Here is a 25,674-nt window from a genome sequence, read left to right as displayed (position 1 = left end):
TCTCGTAACTATAAATAAACTAATATGAATAATAATCAATCAGAGAATAAAGAACCAGACTTCTTTACTCCTAATGCTCCAATTAAATACGCAATGGCAGGAGGAAGAGGAGTAATGATAGGTTGCGGAATTATAACAGCCTTATATGTCATTGGCGTAATTGTAGGGTTGTGTTTGGGCTATGGTTGGAGTAGCCTTCTTCTGCCTTTCCTACCATTCATCATAATTGGATTTATTGGCTACATTTGGGAGATGTTTAAGAAGTTCTATAATCTAGGATATAACAAGAAACGCAGGGTGTAACTAAGAAAGATAAGTCAAAGGTTAAGGTGGTAAGTGAAATTTCATTTACTGCCTTATTTTTTTATCTAATTCTTTCTATCTTTAAGGCATAATTTAAGATTAGAGATATGGAAGATATAAAGCCAATAGATAAGTTTACATTAGACAAATATGTAAGAGAAGAAGATGACTTGCTAGAATATGTAGAAATGTTGGGTTGTAAATGTCACCCTGACTATGATTTCATAAGGGTTAAAAAGGAGATAGAGGATAGAACAGAGACAAATGAAACAGAAGTAGCAACAGAACAACAAGCAACAGAACAACAAGCAGCAGCAGAAGAAGAAGAAGAAACAAAGTACGTATTCATGGGTACAACTGTAACACAAGAATTTAAGAAACGGTACAATGCAAAAGTGCTTAATGCTCGCTATACATTTGAGAAATATATACAGTATAAGGATATACAAAATACTTTGGAAGCACTAAATATAGATAGAGAAAAATTCTGGTATCTATTATTGTTTGTTTCTGATTACATTTATGGAAGTTGTTTGGAAGGAATTAAGGTTAAAGAAACTTCAAGAGTATTAGTGGAGAAACTCATGCAACAGCTTGGGAAGAATATTGGTAATAGTGGCTGTATATTATCTTTTATAAAACCAATGACACTAACATTAAAATTACAGGAAAAACATCGCTCTATAGAAATTGACGACCCTATATCATTAGCTTACATTTATCTTGTATATGAAGCAGGGAAGGACTATTTCAGTAATGATAAGCCAACAAGATTTGATACACAAGGAATAGATAGAAAAGGCAAAGACACAGAATATAAAACTATTCTAGTAGCAATGTTCTATAAATTATTGAAGAGTTTCTTTAAACTATTGCCCAAAACAAATACAAGTAAATCTGCAAAAGCATATAGTACAGTTTCTTTGAATAAGACACTATTAATTTCAAGACTTGTTTATTTGACTAACCTATCCAAAGACAAACGGTATACGGGAGTTGATGAGAAAAATAGCAAGCTGTGTCCTAACTTCATAAAAGACCAGATAAAATCTTACAAAGATTATGAAATTCTTAGAGCTAACAAATTTTATAAATGATTCATCAAGGAGGGGTAAATTTATTGGGCTGTTTTTACCCCTCTTACCACCTCTCAAAACATTGCCTTTATTCATATTTCCATTGTAATTTTGCCACCAGAAAGGAACGAAAGTAGAAATGTTTCTACTGGGCAGTCTGATTTTTAATTATGAATAAAAAAAACGAATTAGCACTTCAAGTTTTAACACTAGCAGTGCTGGCAAGTAAAGGAATCAAGATAGCTAGGCTATCAGGTAATCGTAACTTTGACGAAAAGGTGGTTAAAGCCAAAATGAAGTCCATGAAGGCAAATGGAATGTTAGTTCCCGCTATCATAGTGGATGCAAAGAAAGTTATAGAAGCCGGATTGGAAATTGTAGATTTTGAAACGGGAGAAATCATTAGCGCAGCTGATGCAGCCCGGTACGTTGTGTTAGTGGATGCAAACCACCGTTACAAAGGTCATCTAAATCTTCTGGAAGCTAACAAGGACTTAAAAGATGAAGAGAAGTACAAAGGTGAGTTCTATCTTATCTATGCTTTGAATGAAGAAATTGCAGTCTCGAGAATGTTTTCAGAAATTAACGTCTGTACAAATCCTTGGAAAGGTGGTGATTTCACAAAAGGAGCTAAAATGGTATGTAAAGAACCGCTTCCAGTATTAGACTTCATAGAGAAGCTTACAGATGAAGGCTACCCGTTACCAACAGCTTCCAAATGGGCTACTTTCAAAGGCGACATTACTAAAAAGATTATGGCAGATGCAATGGCGGGTAAGATAAACGATAAATTACGGAAAACTAATGGTCTGAAAAGAGGTGAGAGATTATTAAAAGCGGCATCCGAACACCTCTCTAAAGAGGTTCTTAAAAGTCGAACTCTCATTGATTGGGCTATCAAGGAATACGAAGAAGCAGATGATGAACAAAAAGTTAGTGTGATTAACAGTCTGGTTGGCTTCTTTTCAAGTTTGAGTAAAGAGAAAGCAGAGCAGATAGAGAAAGCCAAAGGACAGCGAGGTGGTGATACCAAAGAGACCATTATAAATCGTCTCCTTAACAATTTCTACGAGCAATACACACAATCTCAAAGTACTTCTACTGATGAGTAAAATTAAAAGCCAGTTATCGAGATGATAGCTGGCTTTTTTTTATCTAAATATGAATTGTCACATCTAAATGCAGACTAAAATTCTAATCTCAAAATTATGCCTTATACATAATTAATCCTATCTTTGTGTCGTTCAAACAAGGCTAGATAAGTACAAATTTGAGGAACTAACTTTGTAAGTTACTGATAAACAGTACCCAATCTAAATATACGGTTTTTATTCAAAACCGCATACCTGCACGCCTATTTTTTTCGCTTTTTTAATTAGCCATTTCAGAGATGAACTTAATACGTACCAAGCGAACTTCCTCTTCCGTAAAGTCATCGCCTAATTCATCAAGCGCATCATCAATCTTATCAGTGGTAGATTCTTTGAAATAATCGTAGATATCGAGCATATGATCTTCGTCCATGATTTCTTCCAGGAAGTAATCTATGTTCAGCTTGGTTCCCGAATAAACGATGGCTTCTACCTCGTCCAACAGTTCACCAAATTCAATCCCTTTGGAAAGAGCGATATCATCTAACGCCACTTTACGGTCGATAGCCTGAATAATAGCTACCTTCATCTTAGATTTATTGGCAACCGTACGTACCCGCAGGTCTTCAGGGCGTTCTATCTCGTTCTCTTCACAGTGGCGTTTGATTAATTTACAGAACTCTTCACCGTAACGTTTTGCTTTTCCGGCACCTACGCCAGGTATATTCTGCAACTCGTCTAATGTCACCGGATAAATGGTAGCCATCGCTTCCAAAGACGGATCCTGAAAGATCACATAAGGCGGTACTTCCAGTTTCTTCGAGAGTTTCTTCCGCAAGTCCTTCAACATAGAATAAAGAGCCGGGTCCACCGCACAGGAACCACCGCCACGTGCCGGCACTTCTTCTTCCGTCTCTTCGAAGTCGTTGTCCTCGGTAATCTTGAATGACTTCGGCTTCTTCAGGAACTTATGTCCTTCCTCCGTCACTTTCAGGAGTCCGTAATGCTCCACATCTTTGCTCAAGTAACCTGCAATCAGCGCCTGACGAATCACTGCGTTCCATGTCTTATCCTCTTCACCCATACCGGAGCCGAAGACTTCGAGGTCTTCATGCAAATGCGCCTGTACTTCGGAAGTTTCTTTACCTTGTAGTATGTCTATAATATAATCTGCCTTAAAATTTTCTTTCACCGCGATAATCGCTTCAATCACGGCACACAATAACTCTTGAGCCTCCACTTGTTTTTTAGGGTTTAAACAGTTGTCACAATTTCCACAATTTTCTTCCGTATATTCCTCACCGAAATAATGTAGCAACGTCTTGCGTCGGCATACGGAAGATTCGGCATAAGCAGCGGTTTCCAACAGAAGCTGCTTGCCAATTTCCTGCTCTGCCACAGGTTTTCCTTGCATGAACTTTTCCAGTTTCTGCAAGTCTTTGTTTGTATAAAAGGTTATGCACTGACCTTCACCGCCATCTCTACCGGCGCGCCCGGTCTCCTGGTAATACCCTTCCAGACTCTTTGGAATATCGTAGTGAATCACAAACCTCACATCCGGCTTGTCAATTCCCATACCGAAAGCGATAGTTGCTACAATAACGTCCACTTTTTCCATCAGGAAATCATCCTGATTCTTAGTCCTGGTCAACGAATCCATACCAGCATGATAAGGACGTGCATTGATACCGTTTGCTTGCAGGATTTCGGCAAGTTCCTCCACTTTTTCCGGCTAAGGCAATAGATAATGCCTGATTTCTCCGGATTGTTTTTGATAAACTTGATAATATCCCTGTCAATATTAGCGGTCTTCGCACGTACCTCATAATAAAGGTTCGGACGGTTGAACGAAGATTTGAAGACTTGAGCATCTACCATTCCCAGATTTTTCTGGATATCATGCTGCACCTTCGGTGTCGCTGTTGCGGTAAGCGCAATCAACGGAGCTTTTCCTATTTCATTGATAATAGGGCGAATCCGCCGGTATTCCGGTCGAAAGTCATGACCCCATTCCGAAATACAATGAGCTTCATCCACTGCATAAAACGAAATCTTTACCGAACGCAAAAACTCTACGTTTTCTTCTTTCGTCAGCGACTCCGGCGCTACATATAGCAATTTTGTCTTTCCGGCAAGGATGTCCGACCTCACTTGGTCTATCGCACCTTTGTTTAATGAAGAATTGATAAAATGGGCGACGCCATCTTCTTCACTGAAATTGCGCATTGCATCCACTTGATTCTTCATCAACGCAATAAGCGGAGAAATTACGATTGCTGTACCTTCCATCAAGAGCGAAGGTAGCTGATAGCATAAAGATTTCCCGCCACCGGTAGGCATCAGTACAAAGGTATCTTTACCATCGAGCAAGTTATTAATGATCGCTTCCTGGTTTCCCTTGAACTTATTAAATCCGAAATACTTTTTCAGTTCATCTGTTAAATTAATCTTCCTTGCCATCTTAACTTAGGTTGTTTTATTCAGTTCATGGTTTAACTTTAAGTATGTTCTCTTCTTCAAGAGAGCCAAACAAAGTTATAAACAACTTCGTAATTACCAAGCAAAATGCGACTAATATTTTCAAGAAAATACAGTTACGATCATTTTCTGTAGCCTTACTCTTTGATTTTAAGCAGTTTGTAGTCGTGCCATATTCGCTTTTTCCAGTTGCATCTTTGCATAATCCAGCGTCACCTTATACTCTTTTTTGTTCTCTGAAGGGATTTCAAACATGACATCCATCATGATTGTTTCCACAATAGAGCGCAATCCGCGGGCACCCAGCTTATATTCTACCGCCTTGTCAACGATATATTCGAAGACATCATCTTCAAATGTCAGCTTGATACCATCCATTTCAAACAGTTTGATGTATTGTTTGATGATAGAGTTTTTCGGTTCGGTAAGGATCGCACGAAGCGCATCCCGATCCAGCGGATTCAAATAGGTCAGTACCGGAAGACGTCCGATAATTTCGGGAATCAGTCCGAATGACTTCAAATCCTGCGGAGCGATGTACTGCATCATGTTATTCTTGTCCACCGTCGCTGTTTTCTGCGATGCCGTATAACCTACGACATGGGTGTTCAACCGTTGGGCGATCTTCTTCTCGATACCGTCGAACGCACCGCCACAGATAAAGAGAATATTCTTGGTATTTACCGGAATCATCTTCTGGTCCGGATGCTTACGGCCTCCCTGGGGAGGTACATTCACTACAGAACCTTCGAGCAATTTCAATAATCCCTGCTGTACACCCTCACCGCTCACGTCGCGAGTGATCGAAGGGTTATCTCCTTTACGGGCAATTTTGTCGATCTCGTCGATAAACACGATACCCTGTTCTGCTTCAGGTACATTATAATCTGCTACCTGAAGCAAACGGGTTAAAATACTTTCGATATCTTCGCCCACATAACCGGCCTCCGTCAGCACCGTAGCATCTACAATGGTAAACGGCACGTGCAGTAACTTGGCAATCGTGCGTGCTAGCAATGTTTTTCCGGTTCCGGTACTGCCCACCATAATAATGTTCGACTTTTCAATCTCCACATCATCACCGCTGTCTTTTTGCAACAGGCGTTTATAATGGTTATAGACCGATACGGAAAGGAAGCGTTTCGCATCATCCTGTCCGATCACATACTGGTCGAGGAATTTCTTGATTTCTACCGGCTTGGGTAGTTCTTTTAAGTTGAGTTTGGTAGCTCCTGTGCTTTTCTTGCCTTCTCCCAATGCCTCCTGAGTAATCTCATAAGCCTGGGTAGCACAGCTGTCGCAAATATAGCCATTCATTCCCGTAATCAGGAATCCGACTTCATTCTCCGACCGTCCACAGAAGCTACATCTTTTCTTTGTTTTTGAATCAGCCATTTTTATTTCTTAATCAATACCTCATCAATCATACCGTACTCTTTCGCTTCCTGAGCTGTCATCCAGTAGTCGCGGTCAGAGTCCGCCCATACTTTATCGAAATCAGTATGCGAATGATCAGCGATGATCGTATAAAGTTCTTTCTTCAATTTCTGAATCTCACGCGCTGTGATTTCAATGTCTGACGCTTGTCCTTGCGCACCACCCATCGGCTGATGAATCATCACACGTGAGTGAGGTAATGCAGAACGTTTGCCTTCAGCACCGGCAACCAGCAATACAGCCGCCATTGAAGCTGCCATACCTGTACAGATGGTAGCAACATCACTTGAAATAAACTGCATCGTATCATAAATGCCCAGTCCGGCATATACACTTCCGCCCGGAGAGTTGATATAGATAGAGATATCCTTACCCGGATCCACAGAATCCAGATACAACAACTGTGCCTGAAGCGTATTAGCTGTATAGTCATCAACTTGTGTACCGAGGAAAATGATGCGGTCCATCATCAAACGGGAGAAAACGTCGAGTTGAGTTACGTTCAACTGTCTTTCTTCCAGAATATAGGGATTCAAATACCCGGCCTGCGACTTAATCACATCATCCAATACCATGCCATTCATTCCTAAATGCTTGGTTGCGTATTTTCTAAAATCATCCATGTTAATTGTTCCTTTCTTATAAATTAAAAATAAACGTAAGTACAAAGAAACGAAAAAGAATACAGAGACACAAAAAAACACAGAGTTATAATTTTATAAAAACTCTGTGTTTCTGTGACTTTATATTTTATTCAACCGAATGATTACTCAAACATTTTATTGAATTCTTCGATCGAAACGTTCTTGTTTTCCAAAGTAACCTGCGCTTTCAGAGCAGCAGCAAGCTTCACTTCTACCACACGACTTACCAAATTATTGATAGTTTCTTTCTTCTTCAACATTTCCTGTGCATAGTTGTCAAGCACATCGTCAGGAATAGACAACATACCGTATTGAGCAAACTGTGCCTTCGTTGTTTCTCTAGCCATCTTCAGAACATCTTCCTGTTCTACTTTGATATCGTTTGCTTCAACCAACTGCTCCTTAATCAGGTGCCAAGTCAGTTCTTCGATGCTCTTATCATAGTTTTCAGCAACATATTCTTCTCCCTTTTCTTCGTTGTTCAGCAACATGATACGTTTCAGCAGGGTATCAGAGAATTCCAGCTTACCTACTTTTTCCATCATCACCTTACGAATGTCGATCAGGAATTTATAATCGCTGTCAGCCACAAATCTAGCTGCGATTTCTTCTTTAATCTTAGCGCGGAATTCTTCTTCAGTCTTCACAACACCTTCGCCGAATGCCTGGTCGAATACTTCCTGAGTCAATTCACCCGGAACAAAACGAGTGATTTCTTCTACCTGGAAGCTGAAATCAGATTTCACGTCTTTTGCGATTTCCTTGTCAATCTTCAACAAAGAACCCAGTTCGGCAGCATGTCCGTCATAAGCCACATTCGGATTGAACACCAATACATCATTTACTTTTGCATTAGCAAAAATAGCTTTCTGATCGTCGTTCTTCATGTAAGCAGGCATCAACACAGCAGCTTCTACCTGAATACCACCTTCTTTTGTGTTACCTTCTTCATCCAACTGTGCCAGCAGACCTTTCAACATATCATTATCTTCGTAAGAGTCTACCTTATCATACTTGCCAGTGCGTTGAGTATACATCTTCACCTGGTTGTCGATCATTTCGTCAGAAACTTCGATAGTATAATAATCCACTTTATCTTTAGCACTTACTTCTGCTTTAAATTCAGGTGCTAAAGCGATGTCGAATACGAAATCGAATTCTTCCATTGTATCGAAATCAATATTCTGTTGCTTTTCTTCGTTAGGCAACGGCTCGCCCAACATATTCACCTTATTTTCTTTAATATAATTGTAAACAGCTTCTTGCAGTGCCTTATTCACAACCTCTGCAATTACCGACTTACCATACATCTTTTTAATAAGACTTGTCGGAACCATACCTTTACGGAATCCCGGAATCTGTGCCTTCTGACGGAGCGACTTCAACTCTTTATCTACTTTCTCCTGATAATCGGCTTTCTCAAGCTTTACAGTAAGCTCTGCGCTTACTTTGTCAATGTTTTGTAATGAAACGTTCATTCTGACAATTATTTATTTGATTTATACTTTGTTCTATACTCAAAGAGGGTGCAAAATTAGTGCTAATCTTTCAAATTTCAAAAGACATTGCAGATTTATTTCAGCAACGCCACCCATCTTTCACACATCTTTTATTGATATTTCACTGATATTCTGCTCATACCCACACCTAAACAATGAAAATTCCCCATCAACACCCACCCCGCCAGGTTCCCCCGGCCTACTTTTTTCTCCATCAAGCGAGTGCCCGTAACGGAGCATTAAGAAGGGCAGATTGTTTGAGCGTAGCGAGTTTCTGCCCTTTAGCGTAGTGTAGGAAGCGAGTAGGAGAAAAAAGTCAGCCTTGAAAAGCCCGATTTAATGAGTGTAGCCGCAAGCTTGCTTGAGGATACCGAGCGTGAGGGCTTTCTCCAACTTTTTCTTTGGTTCTTTCTTTTCTTTCAAGAGAAAAGGAAAGAACTTTTTTTCTGATAATCCGCAAATTAACTTTCCAAAAAGATGGTTAATCCAAAAATTATTCTTTTCTTTGTTGCGGATTGATGGACCATTAGTTTCTCGATTTGATTACAAGGTTTTTACTTCCGTTACCAGAACGCATTTGTAAACTCTCTGTCGTTTTAATCTTTTTATTAGTAACCATCTATCCAGAGAGTTTTATTCATTTATTTATTTTTTTATCATTTTCATTATGAACATTTATGTTGGAAACCTTAACTACCGTGTTAAGGAAGGAGATCTGCAACAAGTGATGGAAGATTACGGAGCAGTATCATCAGTTAAAGTTGTTATGGACCGTGAAACCGGTAAATCCAAAGGATTCGCTTTCATCGAAATGGAAGACGACGCTGCAGCTGCAAAAGCTATTGCTGAATTGAACGGAGCTGAATACATGGGTCGTACAATGGTAGTTAAAGAAGCTAGACCTAGAGCTTAATTGCCGACGCTAACATAGCTAAGAAAAAAAGAAACTTCTGTCACCTGATGACAGAAGTTTTTTTATTACCCTTCCATTCCTTGCACTTCCACGTCCTTCACCTTACGGAGCAAGTCGGAAGCAAAGATAAAGTTATTCAGTCGTTCATTGGTAGAAGTAAAGATGTCATCTTTCGTACCTTCCCACTCTTTATGTCCCTCATAAATATAAATCACCTTCTCACCAATCCCCAATACAGAGTTCATATCATGCGTATTGATAATGGTCGTCATGTTATATTCCTGCGTAATATCGTGGATCAGATCATCAATCACCAATGACGTTTTCGGGTCCAGCCCCGAGTTCGGCTCATCACAAAACAGATATTGCGGATTCAAGGCAATCGCACGCGCAATAGCGACACGCTTCTGCATACCACCACTGATTTCTCCCGGAAACTTATCTTTCGCTTCCCCCAGATTCACACGATCCAGACAGAACATCGCCCGTTTGACCCGGTCACGCAAGATATCGTTGCTAAACATATTCAGTGGAAACATCACATTATCAAATACGGTCATAGAGTCAAAAAGAGCCGCACTCTGGAAAATCATTCCCATTTCCTTGCGAAGCATCTTCTTCTCCTTCTTCCCCATCAGGACAAGGTTACGTCCGTCATACAAGACTTCTCCTTTCTCCGGAGTCAGCAATCCTACAATACATTTCATCAACACCGTCTTACCGGAACCACTCTGACCGATAATCAAGTTTGTCTTTCCATTTTCAAAGTCAGCATTGATATCACTCAATACTGTCTTGTCATCAAATGATTTATAAAGTCCTTTAATCTCAATCATCCCATCAAAAGTTTAGTTAATATCAAGTCTGAAAACAGAATCAATACACTGCTGGATACTACGGCATCCGTAGAAGCCTTTCCTACAGCAATCGAACCTCCCTCTACCGTGTATCCGAAGAAAGCGGACACACTTGCAATGATAAACGCAAAAAAGAGGGATTTGATGATACCCGCCCAGATAAACCATTCGTTAAACATATACTGCAAACCATATTCGAGATCGACAGCATTCATAACCCCGGCAAACCAACATGTGCAAAAGGCACCGATGATTCCGGCAAAGATACTAAACGTCACTAGAATAGGGATAACAGTCACCATCGCCGTAATCTTAGGCAAAATCAGGTAGTTCGCCGAATTGATACCCATAATTTCGAGCGCATCAATCTGTTGTGTCACCCGCATCGTTCCTAATTCGGAAGCGATATTCGACCCGACTTTTCCGGCAAGAATCAAGCACATGATGGAGGAAGAAAATTCCAGCAACATAATTTCACGTGTCACATATCCCACTGTCCAGCGGGGCATCCATGGACTTTCGATATTCAACTTAATCTGAATGGTAATCACTGCGCCGATGAAAAACGAAATCAACAGCACAATACCGATGGAGTTCACACCTAGCTGCTCCAACTCGTTAAGGTATTGCCGGAAGAACATACGCATACGCTCGGGGCGGGAAAAAGTCCGTCCCATCAGTATAAAATATCTCCCGACGGTTCTCAATGCTTTTATCATAACTCACACTATTTGTCTGCAAATGTACATTATTTCAGCTTATTTTTACTACATTTGCCGCAAAATAACTAGAATATGGAAGAAAGCAAGATGGTGCTCCGCACGGAAGACCTGGTTAAAAAGTACGGTAAACGAACCGTTGTAAGCCACGTTTCCATCAATGTGAAGCAGGGTGAGATTGTAGGTTTGCTGGGACCGAACGGTGCCGGTAAGACGACTTCATTCTATATGACTGTAGGGCTGATTACTCCTAATGAAGGACGTATTTTCCTCGATGACTTGGAGATTACCAAATATCCGGTTTACAAACGCGCACAAACAGGAATCGGCTACCTTGCACAGGAAGCTTCCGTTTTCCGCCAGATGAGCGTGGAAGATAATATCGCCTCTGTACTGGAAATGACCAACAAGCCCAAAGAATATCAAAAAGAGAAACTCGAAAGCCTGATTGCAGAGTTCCGCCTGCAAAAGGTACGCAAAAATAAAGGTAACCAGTTGTCGGGAGGTGAGCGCCGCCGTACAGAAATTGCCCGTTGTCTTGCCATCGACCCCAAATTCATCATGCTTGACGAACCTTTTGCCGGTGTCGACCCGATTGCCGTAGAAGATATCCAGCAAATTGTATGGAAACTGAAAGACAAGAATATCGGAATCCTGATTACCGACCACAACGTACAGGAAACGCTTAGTATCACAGACCGCGCCTATCTGCTGTTCGAAGGAAAGATCCTTTTCCAGGGGACACCGGAAGAACTATCGGAAAATCAGATTGTGCGTGAAAAATACTTGAGTAATAGTTTCGTGTTACGCCGAAAAGATTTCCAGTTGGAAAAATAGGTTCACCACAGAGGACACGGAGGACACAGAGTTTTATTTTATAAGAAGACACGGATTGCCCCAATCTATATTTATATAGTTGAGACAGTCCGTGTCTTTGATTTATTATTTCTCTGTGTCCTCTGTGGTGAATTTTATTTCTGTCGAATATAAATATTAACCGGCGTACCTGTCAGATTCCATTTCTCACGCATCTTATTTTCGAGGAAACGTTTGTATGGCTCTTTCACATACTGCGGCAAGTTGGCGAAATATACAAATGAAGGCACTTGTGTGTTCGGCAACTGTGTGATATATTTAATTTTGATATACTTACCTTTATTGGAAGGAGGCGGATAAGCCTCGATCAACGGAAGCATTTCTTCATTCAAACGTGCGGTCGGGATCTTTGTCGTCCGGTTTTCATACACACTACGTGCTTCTTCAAGCACTTTTAGAATACGTTGTTTAGTCAGTGCAGAAGCAAAGATGATCGGGAAATCGACAAACGGAGCAAAACGCGAGCGAACAGCTTCCTCAAACGCTTTCTGTACTTTCACAGATTTATCTTCCACCAAATCCCACTTATTGATAACAACTACCAGTCCTTTCTGATTCTTCTGAATCAGAGAGAAGATATTCAAGTCCTGCCCCTCAACACCTCTTGTAGCATCCAACATCAAAATACAAACATCCGAACCTTCGATAGAACGAATCGAACGAACGACTGAATAATATTCCAAATCTTCATTTACCTTGTTTTTCTTACGGATACCCGCTGTATCCACCAGGTAAAAATCAAATCCGAATTTATTGTAACGAGTATAGATAGAGTCGCGGGTAGTTCCGGCAATCTCTGTTACGATATTACGTTCTTCCCCAATAAATGCATTTACAATGGAAGACTTTCCGGCGTTCGGACGTCCTACCACAGCAAAACGAGGAATATCATCATCCAGAATTTCAGATGATTCTTTCTTGAAATTGCTGACAATCAAGTCCATCAAATCACCCGTACCACTTCCTGTCATGGCAGAGACGCAATACGGATCGCCCAATCCCAGTTTATAGAATTCGGGAGCGTTATATTGTAAATCGTGATTATCCGTTTTATTAGCAACCATAATCACCGGACTATTAGCACGACGCAGAATAGCAGCTACCTGCATATCCAAGTCAGTCACTCCATTCATCACATCCACTACAAACAGAATGACATCCGCTTCTTCCACGGCCAATAATACCTGCTTACGGATTTCCTCTTCAAAGACATCATCCGAGTTGACCACCCATCCACCGGTGTCCACCACAGAGAATTCACGGCCCAGCCACTCAGACTTGCCATATTGTCTGTCGCGGGTTGTACCCGCTTCTTCATTCACAATAGCCTGACGAGTCTTCGTCAGACGGTTAAATAAGGTAGACTTGCCCACATTCGGGCGTCCTACAATTGCAACTAAATTACCCATAGTTCAATACCTTGTTTTTTCACGACTATCACAGTCGCATGAATACTCTTAATCTAACTGATAACCAAAATTGCGGAGTTCCTTATCCGAACTACGCCAATCCTTATCCACTTTCACATACGTTTCGAGGAAAATAGTCTTTCCAAAGAAACGTTCCAGTTCACGGCGAGCCTCGGTAGCCACCTTCTTCAACGCCTTTCCCTGTTTACCGATAATGATTCCTTTCTGCGAATCACGTTCCACGTTAATCACCGCCCGAATATGAATCTTCTTCGGTTCTTCCTTAAACTCTTCTACGACAACCTCCACCGAATAGGGGATCTCTTTATCGTAGTAGAGCAGAATCTTTTCCCGGATAATCTCATTCACGAAGAAACGGGCAGGCTTATCCGTCCACTGCTCCTTTCCAAAATAAGGAGGAGAATCGGGCAGCAGTTCTTTGATCCGCTTCATTACATAGTCTACATTGAACTTTGATGTAGCAGAAATCGGAATAATTTCGGCTTGGGGAAGCAACTCTTTCCACTCTTCCACCAGCTTTACCAGTTTTTCCTGATCTGTAAGATCTATCTTATTGATGAGCAAGAGAACAGGCACCGTCATCTGACGCACCTTTTCCATAAACTCATTATTCTTATCCGGCGTCTCCACCACGTCCGTTACATAAAGCAAGATATCCGCATCCGTCAATGCCGAAGTAGAAAAATTCAACATAGACTCCTGTAGTTTATAATTGGGCTTCAACACACCCGGAGTATCAGAAAAAACAATCTGCATTTCATCCGTATTATAGATTCCCATAATCCGGTGACGAGTAGTCTGCGCTTTGAAGGTAGCGATCGAAATACGTTCGCCTACCAAGACATTCATCAATGTCGATTTTCCGACATTCGGATTTCCTACGATGTTTACAAAACCTGCTTTATGCATTTCTCTTTATTTTATTGGTTGAGACAAAAAAACGCATCGAATCGAAATAGGATGCGTTTTTGAGTGTTATAGTTCAGTAACTTACGTTACGATTCCTTCTTTCCATCATAACCCCATTTCACATATACTGCGCCCCAAGTAAATCCGGCACCGAATGCAGTGAAAATGATGTTATCGCCTTTCTTGAGTTTATCTTCATAATCCCAGATACACAGAGGAAGTGTAGCGGCACTCGTGTTACCGTAATGCTCAATATTTATCAACACTTTATCCATTGGCACCTCCATACGGTGTGCCACAGCCTCGATGATACGGACATTCGCCTGATGCGGAACAATCCAGTCAATACTATCTTTCGTCAGGCCATTCTTTTCTGCGATTGCAGCAGAGACATCCGACATGTTGGATACAGCATATTTAAATACTGTTCTTCCTTCCTGGTGCAAATAGTGCATCTTATTGTCTACTGTGAAATAAGACGGAGGACAAACCGAACCACCAGCTTTCATGTGGAGGAAAGGCAATCCCTTACCATCTGTTCTCAGTATCGAATCCATGATCCCGTAATCTTCCGTAGTCGGTTCCACCATAAAGGCAGCAGCACCGTCACCGAAGATAGGGCATGTAGCACGATCTGTATAGTTAACCATTGACGACATCTTATCGGCACCGACAATGATAATTTTCTTATATCTTCCCGAACGGATGAAATTAGCAGCTGTCTCCATCAAATACAGGAATCCGCTACAAGCAGCCTGCAAATCGAAGGCAAAAGCATTCTTCAGTCCGAGTTTATCACAAAGAATAGAAGCTGTAGAAGGGAAGTGATAGTCAGGAGTAGTAGTAGCAACAACAACTAAATCAATGTCATCAGGATTAGCGCCAGTCTTCTTCATCAACTGTTTGGCAGCTTTGCGCGCCATATATGAACTACCTAATCCTTCCTCATTCAGAATATGTCTTTCCTTTACTCCGATACGAGTCATAATCCATTCGTCGTTGGTATCCACCATTTTTGATATCTCATCGTTAGTCAAGATATAATCGGGTACGTACCCGCCGACTCCTGTGATTACTGCATTTATTTTTTCCATCAAACCTATTTTTAATTAGCAATACTATAATACTTAAAGCAGCCGGAGAGTTTCACCCCCAGGCTGTTTCAGTATAACTGTACTAATTATACAGCTGCTTCTTTCACAATAGCGAGCTTACCTCTGTAATAGCCGCAAGCACCACATACAGTGTGGTAAACGTGCCATTCGCCGCAATTCGGACAAATAGCCAATGTAGGAGCTACTGCCTTATCATGAGTTCTTCTCTTCGCTTGTCTCGTACTTGATTGTCTTCTCTTAGGATGTGCCATTTTCTTAAAACTTTAATTATTATCTAATATTTTTTTTAATTCATTCCAACGAGGATCAATTTGTTCCTCCACTTCTTCCTCAATTACGATGTCATCTCCACCTGTGTCGAAAGTATCATCGCTATCCTCATTCGCATTCGTTTTCAAATGCTTGTTCAATTTACTGGTTACCGCTTTATTACACTTACCGGGAGCATGTACATGCTTCATGGGTATAGAGAGTGCAATAAACTCATACATGAACCATGCAACGTTGATTTCCCCTTCTTCCTCGGGAATCACAATCAGGTTGTCACCTTCTTCTGCATATTCATGTCCAAACTTTACCATCAGTTTATCAGAAGAACTGATAGGCAGCTCCATATCATCCAGACAACGGTCACATGGTACCCATACCATTCCCTCAGTCTGAAAACTCAGCTCGAAAGCACGAGAGGTTCTTTTCACGGTCAATGTAACATTCACCTTTCCTTTCTGAACTTCAGGACCATCAATGTGAGCGAAGTAAAGGTTATCCAATACAAACTCATACTTAGCAGAGTCTGTTTGCATTCCTTTCAAGTCAATTTTGTATTTATCAAACTTTCCCAAAGCTTCTCTCTTTTTTAAATCGTTAGCTTACAATTCGGGCGACAAAGATACAAATAAATATCCTCATAACATACAAATTATCAGTAAATATTCACTTTTTTAATAGGTATTATGAGGTTTGTATCTGTTAAAAACGGCGATATAAATACCAAAGTAATAAAAAAACAGAAAGCCTCGCCCGTCCAATAGACAAGCGAGGCTTCTTAAAAACGGCGGCTACCTACTCTCCCACTGTTACGCAGTACCATCGGCGTGACGAGGCTTAACTTCTCTGTTCGGAATGGGAAGAGGTGGAACCCTCGTGCTATAACCACCTGAATAAGGTTATGACATGATGAAAAGTAAAATCCTAGTGTATAGCAAGCTAAACGTATATACCCAACCGGTACATGTTCGAAAGAAAGTGAACGGGCAATTAGTAATGCTCGGCTTTGATGTTACCACCTTTACACCTGCATCCTATCAACGTCATCGTCTTTGACGACCCTAAGAAATCTAATCTTGTGGCTGGCTTCGTACTTAGATGCTTTCAGCACTTATCCAATCCCGACTTAGATACCCAGCAATGCACCTGGCGGCACAACTGGTAAACCAGCGGTCAGTCCAACACGGTCCTCTCGTACTAGTGTCAGAGCCACGCAAATTTCATACGCCCACGATAGATAGAGACCGAACTGTCTCACGACGTTCTGAACCCAGCTCGCGTGCCACTTTAATGGGCGAACAGCCCAACCCTTGGGACCTTCTCCAGCCCCAGGATGTGACGAGCCGACATCGAGGTGCCAAACCCCTCCGTCGATATGAGCTCTTGGGAGGGATCAGCCTGTTATCCCCGGAGTACCTTTTATCCTTTGAGCGATGTCCCTTCCATACGGAAACACCGGATCACTATGCTCTAGTTTCCTACCTGATCGACTTGTCTGTCTCCCAGTCAAGCGCCCTTATGCCATTACACTCTACGGACGGTTACCAATCGTCCTGAGGGCACCTTTAGAAGCCTCCGTTACACTTTTGGAGGCGACCACCCCAGTCAAACTACCCACCAAACAGTGTCCTCGCAGCAGCGAGTTAGAACTCAAATAATCAAAGGGCCGTATTTCAACAGCGACTCCACAAATACTGGCGTACCTGCTTCAAAGTCTCCGGCCTATCCTACACATCAATTACCCAAATTCAATGTTAAGCTATAGTAAAGGTTCACGGGGTCTTTTCGTCCCATCGCGGGTAATCGGCATCTTCACCGATACTACAATTTCACTGAGCTCACGGTTGAGACAGTGTCCAGATCATTACACCATTCGTGCAGGTCGGAACTTACCCGACAAGGAATTTCGCTACCTTAGGACCGTTATAGTTACGGCCGCCGTTTACTGGGGCTTCAATTCAATGCTTCTCTTGCGATGACATCTCCTCTTAACCTTCCAGCACCGGGCAGGTGTCAGGCTGTATACGTTATCTTTCAATTTAGCACAGCCCTGTGTTTTTGTTAAACAGTTGCCTGGACCTATTCTCTGCGCCCAACTCTCGTTGGGACCCTTTATCCCGAAGTTACAGGGTCAATTTGCCTAGTTCCTTAACCGTGAATCACTCAAGCGCCTTAGTATATTCAACCCGACTACGTGTGTCCGTTTGCGGTACGGGTACCTTAAAGATTAAGTTTAGCGGATTTTCTTGGGAGTATGTTTACACGCACTATTACCTCATTCCGAAGAATTCGGTATACTATCAGGTTCGACTCTTGCGGTGGATTTGCCTGCCGCAATCAACATCTACACCCTTCAACGGACTATTCCGTCAGTCCGCGGCGCTGTCACTCCTCCGTCTCCACGTCACTCTTTAAGGTAGTACAGGAATATTAACCTGTTCTGCCATCGGCCTCACCGTTCGGCTGAGCCTTAGGACCCGACTAACCCTGATCCGATTAGCGTTGATCAGGAAACCTTAGTCTTTCGGCGAGGGGGTTTCTCACCCCCTTTATCGTTACTTATACCTACATTTGCTTTTCCACACGCTCCAGCAAAGCTCACGCTTCACCTTCGACGCGGAGTGGAATGCTCCCCTACCGATCATTACTGATCCCATAGCTTCGGTAAATTGCTTGATGCCCGATTATTATCCACGCCAAACTCCTCGACTAGTGAGCTGTTACGCACTCTTTAAATGAATGGCTGCTTCCAAGCCAACATCCTAGCTGTCTTAGCAATCTGACTTCGTTAGTTCAACTTAGCAATTATTTCGGGACCTTAGCTGATGGTCTGGATTCTTCTCCTTTAGGACATGGACCTTAGCACCCATGCCCTCACTCCCGGGATCGAACTACTGCGCATTCGGAGTTTATCAAGACTTGATAGGCGGTGAAGCCCTCGCATCTTATCAGTCGCTCTACCTCACAGTAGTAATTCCCAAGGCTGCACCTAAATGCATTTCGGGGAGTACGAGCTATCTCCAAGTTTGATTAGCCTTTCACCCCCACCCTCAGTTCATCCGGAAGCTTTTCAACGCTTATCGGTTCGGTCCTCCAGTTAGTGTTACCTAACCTTCAACCTGACCAAGGGTAGATCACTTGGTTTCGCGTCTACTCCTTCCGACTAATCGCCCTGTTCAGACTCGCTTTCGCTTCGGCTTCATGTCTTGAGACACTTAACCTTGCCGGAAAAAGTAACTCGTAGGTTCATTATGCAAAAGGCACGCCGTCACTGCTTACACAGCTCCGACCGCTTGTAGGCGCACGGTTTCAGGGACTATTTCACTCTTCTATTCGAAGTGCTTTTCACCTTTCCTTCACAGTACTGGTTCGCTATCGGTCTCTCGGGAGTATTTAGCCTTACCGGATGGTCCCGGCAGATTCACGCAAGATTTCTCGTGTCCCGCGCTACTCAGGATACCACTACGCTTCGTTTCACTTCGTATACCGGACTATCACCGTCTATGGTCCCATTTTCCAAAGGGTTCTACTCATGAAATGTCTTGCGATGTCGTGGTCCTACAACCCCAATATTGCCGTAACAACATTGGTTTGGGCTAATCCCCGTTCGCTCGCCACTACTAGGGGAATCATTATTATTTTCTTTTCCTACAGGTACTAAGATGTTTCAGTTCCCTGCGTTAGCTTCCATCTAGGATGGATGACATTCCTTCAGAATGCCGGGTTGTCCCATTCGGAAATCTTCGGATCAAAGGTTATTTGCACCTGCCCGAAGCTTATCGCAGCTTATCACGTCCTTCATCGCCTCCGAGAGCCAAGGCATCCGCCATGCGCCCTTGCTTACTTTCTTTCAAACTTCTTAAATTGAAAATTGAGAATTGAGAATTTAAAAATAATACTCAATGACAATATCAATCACGTACGGTTTGATATATACTTTTAGCTCTTACTAAAATTTTACTTTTTGTACATCATGTCAAAGATCGTTTCTCTTTTTCAGAGATCGTGGAGAATAACGGATTCGAACCGTTGACCCTCTGCGTGCAAGGCAGATGCTCTAGCCAGCTGAGCTAATCCCCCAAGAGGTTATCAAGAATTGCTGCATTCCGCTTACGCGGCATTTCCTCGTTCTTGAGCTTGGTAGTCCCAGGCAGAGTTGAACTGCCGACCTCTACATTATCAGTGTAGCGCTCTAACCAACTGAGCTATAGGACTAGTTCAACCTTGTCTACCTGTATGTTAGACTCGGCTTCTTTTTTCTCTTGTTTATCTCTATCTATACTTCTATAGATGGTTGATCTATATATTATAAATAAACAAGTACCAGTAGTACAAAAAACAGAACCTTTAAAGTCACTTTTTTTTACGATGTTGTATTTTACATTATTCATGCAGAATTACATCGTTTACGGCATCACTCCAGAAAGGAGGTGTTCCAGCCGCACCTTCCGGTACGGCTACCTTGTTACGACTTAGCCCCAATTACCAGTTTTACCCTAGGACGCTCCTTGCGGTTACGTACTTCAGGTACCCCCGGCTTTCATGGCTTGACGGGCGGTGTGTACAAGGCCCGGGAACGTATTCACCGCGCCATGGCTGATGCGCGATTACTAGCGAATCCAGCTTCACGAAGTCGGGTTGCAGACTTCGATCCGAACTGAGAGAGGTTTTTGGGATTAGCATCCTGTCACCAGGTAGCTGCCTTCTGTACCCCCCATTGTAACACGTGTGTAGCCCCGGACGTAAGGGCCGTGCTGATTTGACGTCATCCCCACCTTCCTCACATCTTACGACGGCAGTCTCTCCAGAGTCCTCAGCATGACCTGTTAGTAACTGAAGATAAGGGTTGCGCTCGTTATGGCACTTAAGCCGACACCTCACGGCACGAGCTGACGACAACCATGCAGCACCTTCACATTTGCCTTGCGGCTATATAGTTTCCTACATATTCAAATGCAATTTAAGCCCGGGTAAGGTTCCTCGCGTATCATCGAATTAAACCACATGTTCCTCCGCTTGTGCGGGCCCCCGTCAATTCCTTTGAGTTTCACCGTTGCCGGCGTACTCCCCAGGTGGAATACTTAATGCTTTCGCTTGGCCGCTTACTGTATATCGCAAACAGCGAGTATTCATCGTTTACTGTGTGGACTACCAGGGTATCTAATCCTGTTTGATACCCACACTTTCGAGCATCAGTGTCAGTGACAGTCTAGTGAGCTGCCTTCGCAATCGGAGTTCTTCGTGATATCTAAGCATTTCACCGCTACACCACGAATTCCGCCCACCTCTACTGTACTCAAGACTGCCAGTTTCAACTGCAATTTTACGGTTGAGCCGCAAACTTTCACAACTGACTTAACAATCCACCTACGCTCCCTTTAAACCCAATAAATCCGGATAACGCTCGGATCCTCCGTATTACCGCGGCTGCTGGCACGGAGTTAGCCGATCCTTATTCATATGGTACATACAAAATTCCACACGTGGAATACTTTATTCCCATATAAAAGAAGTTTACAACCCATAGGGCAGTCATCCTTCACGCTACTTGGCTGGTTCAGACTTACGTCCATTGACCAATATTCCTCACTGCTGCCTCCCGTAGGAGTTTGGACCGTGTCTCAGTTCCAATGTGGGGGACCTTCCTCTCAGAACCCCTATCCATCGTAGTCTTGGTGGGCCGTTACCCCGCCAACAAACTAATGGAACGCATCCCCATCGATAACCGAAATTCTTTAATATCAATCTCATGCGGGATTGATATGCTATCGGATATTAATCTTTCTTTCGAAAGGCTATCCCCGAGTTATCGGCAGGTTGGATACGTGTTACTCACCCGTGCGCCGGTCGCCATCTTCACTTTGCAAGCAAAATGAAATGCTGCCCCTCGACTTGCATGTGTTAAGCCTGTAGCTAGCGTTCATCCTGAGCCAGGATCAAACTCTTCATTGTAAAAGTATTTTTATCATCAGTTAAGATGATCTTTTTGCTCTGTTCAGGACGCCGTAATTTTATTGACCTTATTCAAATACCTTTTAGTCTTAACTGTATCGCTACTGAATAAGACAAGTATTGACGGTTCTATTTTTACTTGTACTACTTGTATTGTTTATCAATATTTCAAAGAACTAACGTGGCTTCCGCCGCGCCTGCTTTCTTTTCGAAAGCGGATGCAAAGATAAGGACTTTTTCAGATAACTTCCAAACTTTTTTCAAAGTTTTTTGTTTTTATTTTCTGTGGCCTTCATCTTATAGCAGAATGTCAATCATTAGGCTCTGTCTCTCTAGCAAAGCGGGTGCAAAAGTAGACAAGTTATCAATAACTTCCAAATATATCTGACTATTTTTTCTAATTATTTTCGGGTATTCATCCTAACTTACTGAATCATAACGATGTTGTAGAATATATTTTTCTTCATATATGTTGCATATATATGAAAACAGGCAGGAAAGGACACCTTATTATATTACATACGCGCGTGTAGAGCAAATAGCAAAAAGATATTCGCAAAGAGAAGGTAAAAAGAGAAGTACTCTTAAAGAAACAAACTTAAAAATAGATTTCTACAGGACAAGAACACATAAAAAAGTGAGAATAGTTATCCGTTATCACTCTACTTTTGTTTATAATTCACTCCTACTAATCAATAAATAAATTACTATCCTAATTTCAGCATACAGGTGTCTTTCTTTATAAGACATACCACTTCATAGGCTTTCTTCTTATGTTCAATATTCATTTGCTTAGTAGTTGGCAAGGGCTCACTGCAGTGAACAAATAAGCTATCAGATGTAAACAAATAAGCTAACGATAGTAAACAAATTCGTTCACTGCAGTGAGCTGTTAAAAGACATTAGGGCTTATCAGAAGAATCACGAGGGATAAACATCTATTATATAAGACATTGACGTCTATTGTATAGGAGAGTATAGGATAAAAGCGAATAGACAAGACACTTATTATAAACTGTTTAAGATAGAATCAGGACGAGACAGGGTGAGGGTAAAAAGTTACCCTCACCCTACTACCACACTTACCCTCACACGTTGTAACCACGATGAATAAAGGGATTGAGCGAAGGTGTGAGGGTGTGAGGGTAAAAGTGATACAAAAATTTAGTTGAAATGAAATATTAAAAGCATCCATGTTCTATTAAAAAAGAAGGAGCTGCACAATGCAATGCATTCTTTCTGTTAAAACCTCCGGGATACTCAAACAAAAAGAACCTCCGTCTGTTACATTAGCGATTTAAACATAGTAACCTAAACTTTAAAATTATGGCTAGAGAAAGTGTAAAAATCCTACAAGGTAAATTAGATGTAGAAAGTTTAATTTCACAGTTGAACGCAGCATTGGCTGAAGAGTGGTTGGCATATTACCAATATTGGGTAGGTGCATTAGTAGTGGAAGGCGCCATGCGTGCCGACGTACAAGGTGAGTTCGAGGAACATGCCGAAGAAGAACGTAGACATGCACAGTTGCTTGCCGACCGTATCATCGAGCTGGAAGGGGTTCCGGTACTTGATCCGAAACAATGGTTCGAACTGGCAAGATGCAAATATGATGCTCCGCAAGGCTTCGATTCAGTCAGTTTGCTGAAGGATAATGTTGCTTCCGAACGCTGTGCCATTCTCCGTTATCAAGAAATTGCCGACTTTACTAACGGGAAAGATTTCACCACTTGTGATATCGCCAAACATATTCTTGCCGAAGAGGAAGAACATGAACAAGATTTACAAGATTATCTGACTGACATTGCCAGAATGAAGAAATCATTTCTCGAAAAGTAAATTCTAATTTAATAATGATTAGGTGAGAGAGGGTGCGTCCGAAATACAGGATATGCCCTCTTTTATGTAATAGTACGATAAAAACCAAACTATTTTCAAACAAATCAAGAAGAAATCTTTCTTTTTTCGTATTTTTGTCCCAATATGCATGTTTAATCCAAGTAGATAACAACATCAACGAAAAGGAATGAAAGTAATTGATTTAATAAATAACAGTAAAGGTACAGCTTTTTCTTTCGAGATTCTCCCTCCTTTGAAGGGAACCGGAATCGAAAAGCTCTATCAGACAATCGACACTCTTCGAGAATTTGATCCGAAATATATCAATATCACCACGCATCGCAGCGAATATGTCTACAAAGATCTCGGCAACGGGCTCTTTCAGAGAAACCGCCTGAGAAGACGTCCGGGAACAGTTGCCGTAGCGGCAGCCATTCAGAATAAATATAATATTACTGTGGTTCCTCATATCCTGTGCAGTGGTTTCACGCGTGAGGAAACCGAATATGTATTGCTGGATTTGCAATTTCTGAATATCACAGATTTGCTGGTACTTCGTGGGGACAAGGCTAAACATGAATCGGTCTTTACTCCCGAAGGAGACGGATATCATCATGCGATTGAATTGCAGGAGCAGATTAATAATTTCAATAAGGGAATCTTCGTTGACGGTTCAGAAATGAAAGTCACCGCCAGTCCTTTCTCGTATGGCGTGGCGTGTTATCCGGAAAAGCATGAAGAATCTCCTAACATAGAGACAGATCTTTACTGGCTGAAAAAGAAGGTAGAAGCTGGTGCAGAGTATGCTGTAACACAATTATTCTACGATAATAAGAAATATTTCGATTTTGTGGAGCAGGCTAAAGCAGCAGGTATCAACATACCTATCATTCCGGGAATCAAGCCTTTCAAGAAAATCTCCCAACTAAGCATGGTCCCCAAAACATTCAAGGTGGATTTGCCGGAAGCTCTGGTGAAAGAAGCATTGAAATGCAAGAATGACGCGGAAGCCGAACAGGTGGGTGTTGAATGGTGCGTGGCTCAATGCAAGGAGTTGATGGAACATGGGGTTCCGAGCATCCATTTCTACTCCATCGGAGCAGTAGACAGTATCAAGGAAGTAGCCAAAATCATTTATTGATATGTTTTTCAAAGACGTAATCGGACAAGAAGAAATCAAGCAACGACTCATTCAGGAAGTGAACGAGGGGCGTATTCCACATGCCCAACTCATTTGCGGTCCCGAGGGAGTTGGTAAAATGCCATTGGCTATCGCATACGCACGCTACATCAGTTGCACCAATCGGGGCGAGGAAGATGCTTGCGGTGTCTGTCCGTCTTGTGTGAAATTCAATAAGCTGGTACATCCGGATGTGCATTTCGTATTCCCCATCGTGAAAAGTGCGAAAGGCAAGAAAGAAGTGTGTGATGATTATATTGCCGATTGGCGGCCATTCGTTATCAACCATCCTTATTTCAACCTCAACCATTGGTTAAGTGAAATGGATGCGGAGAACTCTCAAGCGCTGATTTATGCCAAAGAGAGCGATGAGATCCTGAAGAAGCTCAGTCTGAAATCCAGTGAGGGTGGATTCAAGATTACGATTGTATGGTTGCCGGAGAAAATGCACCCGGTATGCGCCAATAAGTTGCTGAAACTGCTTGAGGAGCCACCCGAAAAGACGATTTTTCTATTGGTTTCCGAAGCTCCGGACATGATCCTGCCTACCATCTTGAGCCGTACTCAACGTATGAATGTGCGGAAAATTGACGAAGCCAGCATCGACCGGGTATTGCAGAGTAAATATCATGTTCAGCCTGCGGATAGCATCTCGATTGCCCATCTGGCAAACGGAAATTTCGTCAAGGCACTCGAAACGATTCATCTGAATGAGGAGAATCAGTTATTCTTCGAGCTCTTTGTCAACCTGATGCGCTTATCCTATCAACGGAAAATAAAGGAGATGAAGATGTGGAGTGAACAGGTGGCCAGCATGGGACGCGAACGCCAGAAAAACTTTCTGGAATATTGCCAACGTATGATCCGCGAAAACTTTATCTTCAACCTGCACCAGCGCGATCTGACGTATATGACTATTAACGAACAGAATTTTGCAACCCGCTTTGCACCTTTTGTCAACGAACGTAATGTGATGGGTATCATGGACGAATTAAGCGAAGCGCAACTACATATAGAACAAAATGTAAATGCTAAAATGGTATTTTTCGACTTCTCACTGAAGATGATCGTACTGTTGAAGCAATAATA

18 protein-coding genes, 2 tRNA genes, 3 rRNA genes and 1 pseudogene are annotated in these 25,674 nt (G+C 42.1%); 8 read left to right on the top strand and 16 right to left on the bottom strand.

Translation table 11 applies throughout. The features are described 5' to 3' along the window. Positions 1 to 24 precede the first annotated feature (24 nt). From NXV01_RS07965 to NXV01_RS07955, 3 genes are all read left to right on the top strand, one after another. The gene (locus NXV01_RS07965; protein WP_138301750.1) at positions 25 to 303 is read left to right on the top strand and encodes a hypothetical protein; all 279 of its coding nucleotides are present in this window, start codon (positions 25 to 27) and stop codon (positions 301 to 303) included. A gap of 107 nt (positions 304 to 410) precedes the next feature. Next, positions 411 to 1,400: a hypothetical protein gene (locus NXV01_RS07960; protein WP_138344007.1), complete on the top strand. Its 990-nt coding sequence runs from the start codon at positions 411 to 413 to the stop codon at positions 1,398 to 1,400. Between the two features lie 149 nt (positions 1,401 to 1,549). Then, complete coding sequence (locus NXV01_RS07955; protein WP_138301753.1) at positions 1,550 to 2,491, top strand: hypothetical protein; 942 nt, start codon at positions 1,550 to 1,552, stop codon at positions 2,489 to 2,491. 259 nt (positions 2,492 to 2,750) lie between these two features. Here NXV01_RS07955 and recQ read toward each other — a convergent pair. The 4 genes and pseudogenes from recQ to tig all read right to left on the bottom strand — a co-directional run bounded on the left by recQ (position 2,751) and on the right by tig (position 8,507). After that, positions 2,751 to 4,930: pseudogene (gene recQ / locus NXV01_RS07950) on the bottom strand (DNA helicase RecQ). A gap of 168 nt (positions 4,931 to 5,098) precedes the next feature. Then, positions 5,099 to 6,343, bottom strand: coding sequence for an ATP-dependent Clp protease ATP-binding subunit ClpX (gene clpX / locus NXV01_RS07945; protein ID WP_148366589.1), 1,245 nt, complete (start codon positions 6,341 to 6,343; stop codon positions 5,099 to 5,101). 2 nt (positions 6,344 to 6,345) lie between these two features. Next, the gene (gene clpP, locus NXV01_RS07940; RefSeq protein ID WP_004297164.1) at positions 6,346 to 7,008 is read right to left on the bottom strand and encodes an ATP-dependent Clp endopeptidase proteolytic subunit ClpP; all 663 of its coding nucleotides are present in this window, start codon (positions 7,006 to 7,008) and stop codon (positions 6,346 to 6,348) included. A gap of 143 nt (positions 7,009 to 7,151) precedes the next feature. Further along, entirely contained in the window at positions 7,152 to 8,507 is a 1,356-nt protein-coding gene (tig, locus tag NXV01_RS07935) for a trigger factor (RefSeq protein WP_148366591.1), read from the bottom strand. 688 nt (positions 8,508 to 9,195) lie between these two features. Here tig and NXV01_RS07930 point away from each other — a divergent pair. After that, a complete protein-coding gene (locus tag NXV01_RS07930) occupies positions 9,196 to 9,441 on the top strand; it encodes an RNA-binding protein (protein ID WP_004297160.1) in 246 nt (81 codons plus the stop codon). Between the two features lie 65 nt (positions 9,442 to 9,506). Here NXV01_RS07930 and NXV01_RS07925 read toward each other — a convergent pair whose 3' ends face one another. Together NXV01_RS07925 and NXV01_RS07920 are read right to left on the bottom strand one after the other, a co-directional pair. Beyond that, positions 9,507 to 10,277: an ABC transporter ATP-binding protein gene (locus NXV01_RS07925; RefSeq protein WP_148366592.1), complete on the bottom strand. Its 771-nt coding sequence runs from the start codon at positions 10,275 to 10,277 to the stop codon at positions 9,507 to 9,509. Continuing rightward, a complete protein-coding gene (locus tag NXV01_RS07920) occupies positions 10,274 to 11,017 on the bottom strand; it encodes an ABC transporter permease (protein WP_148366593.1) in 744 nt (247 codons plus the stop codon). Before NXV01_RS07920 ends, NXV01_RS07925 begins: the two co-directional genes overlap by 4 nt. Positions 11,018 to 11,092: 75 nt before the next feature. Between NXV01_RS07920 and lptB the strand changes: the two genes are divergently transcribed. Beyond that, complete coding sequence (gene lptB, locus NXV01_RS07915; protein WP_004297152.1) at positions 11,093 to 11,854, top strand: LPS export ABC transporter ATP-binding protein; 762 nt, start codon at positions 11,093 to 11,095, stop codon at positions 11,852 to 11,854. 134 nt (positions 11,855 to 11,988) lie between these two features. Here the strand turns inward: lptB and der are convergent, their stop codons facing one another. The 10 genes from der to NXV01_RS07865 all read right to left on the bottom strand — a co-directional run bounded on the left by der (position 11,989) and on the right by NXV01_RS07865 (position 21,566). Beyond that, positions 11,989 to 13,302: a ribosome biogenesis GTPase Der gene (der, locus tag NXV01_RS07910; protein ID WP_004297149.1), complete on the bottom strand. Its 1,314-nt coding sequence runs from the start codon at positions 13,300 to 13,302 to the stop codon at positions 11,989 to 11,991. Between the two features lie 48 nt (positions 13,303 to 13,350). Next, a complete protein-coding gene (era, locus tag NXV01_RS07905) occupies positions 13,351 to 14,232 on the bottom strand; it encodes a GTPase Era (protein ID WP_259022129.1) in 882 nt (293 codons plus the stop codon). Positions 14,233 to 14,318: 86 nt separating this feature from the next. Next, on the bottom strand, positions 14,319 to 15,326 hold the full coding sequence (locus NXV01_RS07900; protein WP_195648657.1) for a beta-ketoacyl-ACP synthase III: 1,008 nt from the start codon (positions 15,324 to 15,326) through the stop codon (positions 14,319 to 14,321). A gap of 86 nt (positions 15,327 to 15,412) precedes the next feature. Then, the gene (rpmF, locus tag NXV01_RS07895) at positions 15,413 to 15,598 is read right to left on the bottom strand and encodes a 50S ribosomal protein L32 (RefSeq protein WP_074559973.1); all 186 of its coding nucleotides are present in this window, start codon (positions 15,596 to 15,598) and stop codon (positions 15,413 to 15,415) included. A gap of 12 nt (positions 15,599 to 15,610) precedes the next feature. Further along, the gene (locus NXV01_RS07890) at positions 15,611 to 16,189 is read right to left on the bottom strand and encodes a DUF177 domain-containing protein (RefSeq protein ID WP_074559974.1); all 579 of its coding nucleotides are present in this window, start codon (positions 16,187 to 16,189) and stop codon (positions 15,611 to 15,613) included. 207 nt (positions 16,190 to 16,396) lie between these two features. Next, positions 16,397 to 16,507: ribosomal RNA gene (gene rrf, locus NXV01_RS07885) — 5S ribosomal RNA — on the bottom strand. A gap of 77 nt (positions 16,508 to 16,584) precedes the next feature. Continuing rightward, positions 16,585 to 19,464, bottom strand: a 23S ribosomal RNA gene (locus NXV01_RS07880). Between the two features lie 156 nt (positions 19,465 to 19,620). Continuing rightward, positions 19,621 to 19,694, bottom strand: a tRNA-Ala gene (locus tag NXV01_RS07875). Positions 19,695 to 19,752: 58 nt separating this feature from the next. Then, positions 19,753 to 19,829, bottom strand: a tRNA-Ile gene (locus NXV01_RS07870). A gap of 208 nt (positions 19,830 to 20,037) precedes the next feature. Beyond that, positions 20,038 to 21,566, bottom strand: a 16S ribosomal RNA gene (locus NXV01_RS07865). The 16S, 23S and 5S rRNA genes sit together here with 2 tRNA genes alongside, the layout of an rRNA operon. 1,326 nt (positions 21,567 to 22,892) lie before the next feature. Between NXV01_RS07865 and NXV01_RS07860 the strand changes: the two genes are divergently transcribed. From NXV01_RS07860 to NXV01_RS07850, 3 genes are all read left to right on the top strand, one after another. Then, on the top strand, positions 22,893 to 23,405 hold the full coding sequence (locus NXV01_RS07860; protein ID WP_004299950.1) for a ferritin-like domain-containing protein: 513 nt from the start codon (positions 22,893 to 22,895) through the stop codon (positions 23,403 to 23,405). A gap of 187 nt (positions 23,406 to 23,592) precedes the next feature. After that, positions 23,593 to 24,546, top strand: a complete 954-nt coding sequence (gene metF, locus NXV01_RS07855) for a methylenetetrahydrofolate reductase [NAD(P)H] (protein WP_074558936.1) — start codon at positions 23,593 to 23,595, stop codon at positions 24,544 to 24,546. Position 24,547: 1 nt separating this feature from the next. After that, on the top strand, positions 24,548 to 25,672 hold the full coding sequence (locus tag NXV01_RS07850) for a DNA polymerase III subunit delta (protein ID WP_148363870.1): 1,125 nt from the start codon (positions 24,548 to 24,550) through the stop codon (positions 25,670 to 25,672). The last annotated feature ends 2 nt before the right edge of the window (positions 25,673 to 25,674 follow it).

Origin of the sequence: Bacteroides sp. BFG-606, from assembly GCF_024788145.1 — a bacterium.
Classification (GTDB): Bacteria; Bacteroidota; Bacteroidia; order Bacteroidales; family Bacteroidaceae; genus Bacteroides; species Bacteroides vicugnae.
The sequence above is the reverse complement of the archived record's forward strand: the minus strand, read 5'-3'. Positions and strand labels throughout refer to the sequence as shown.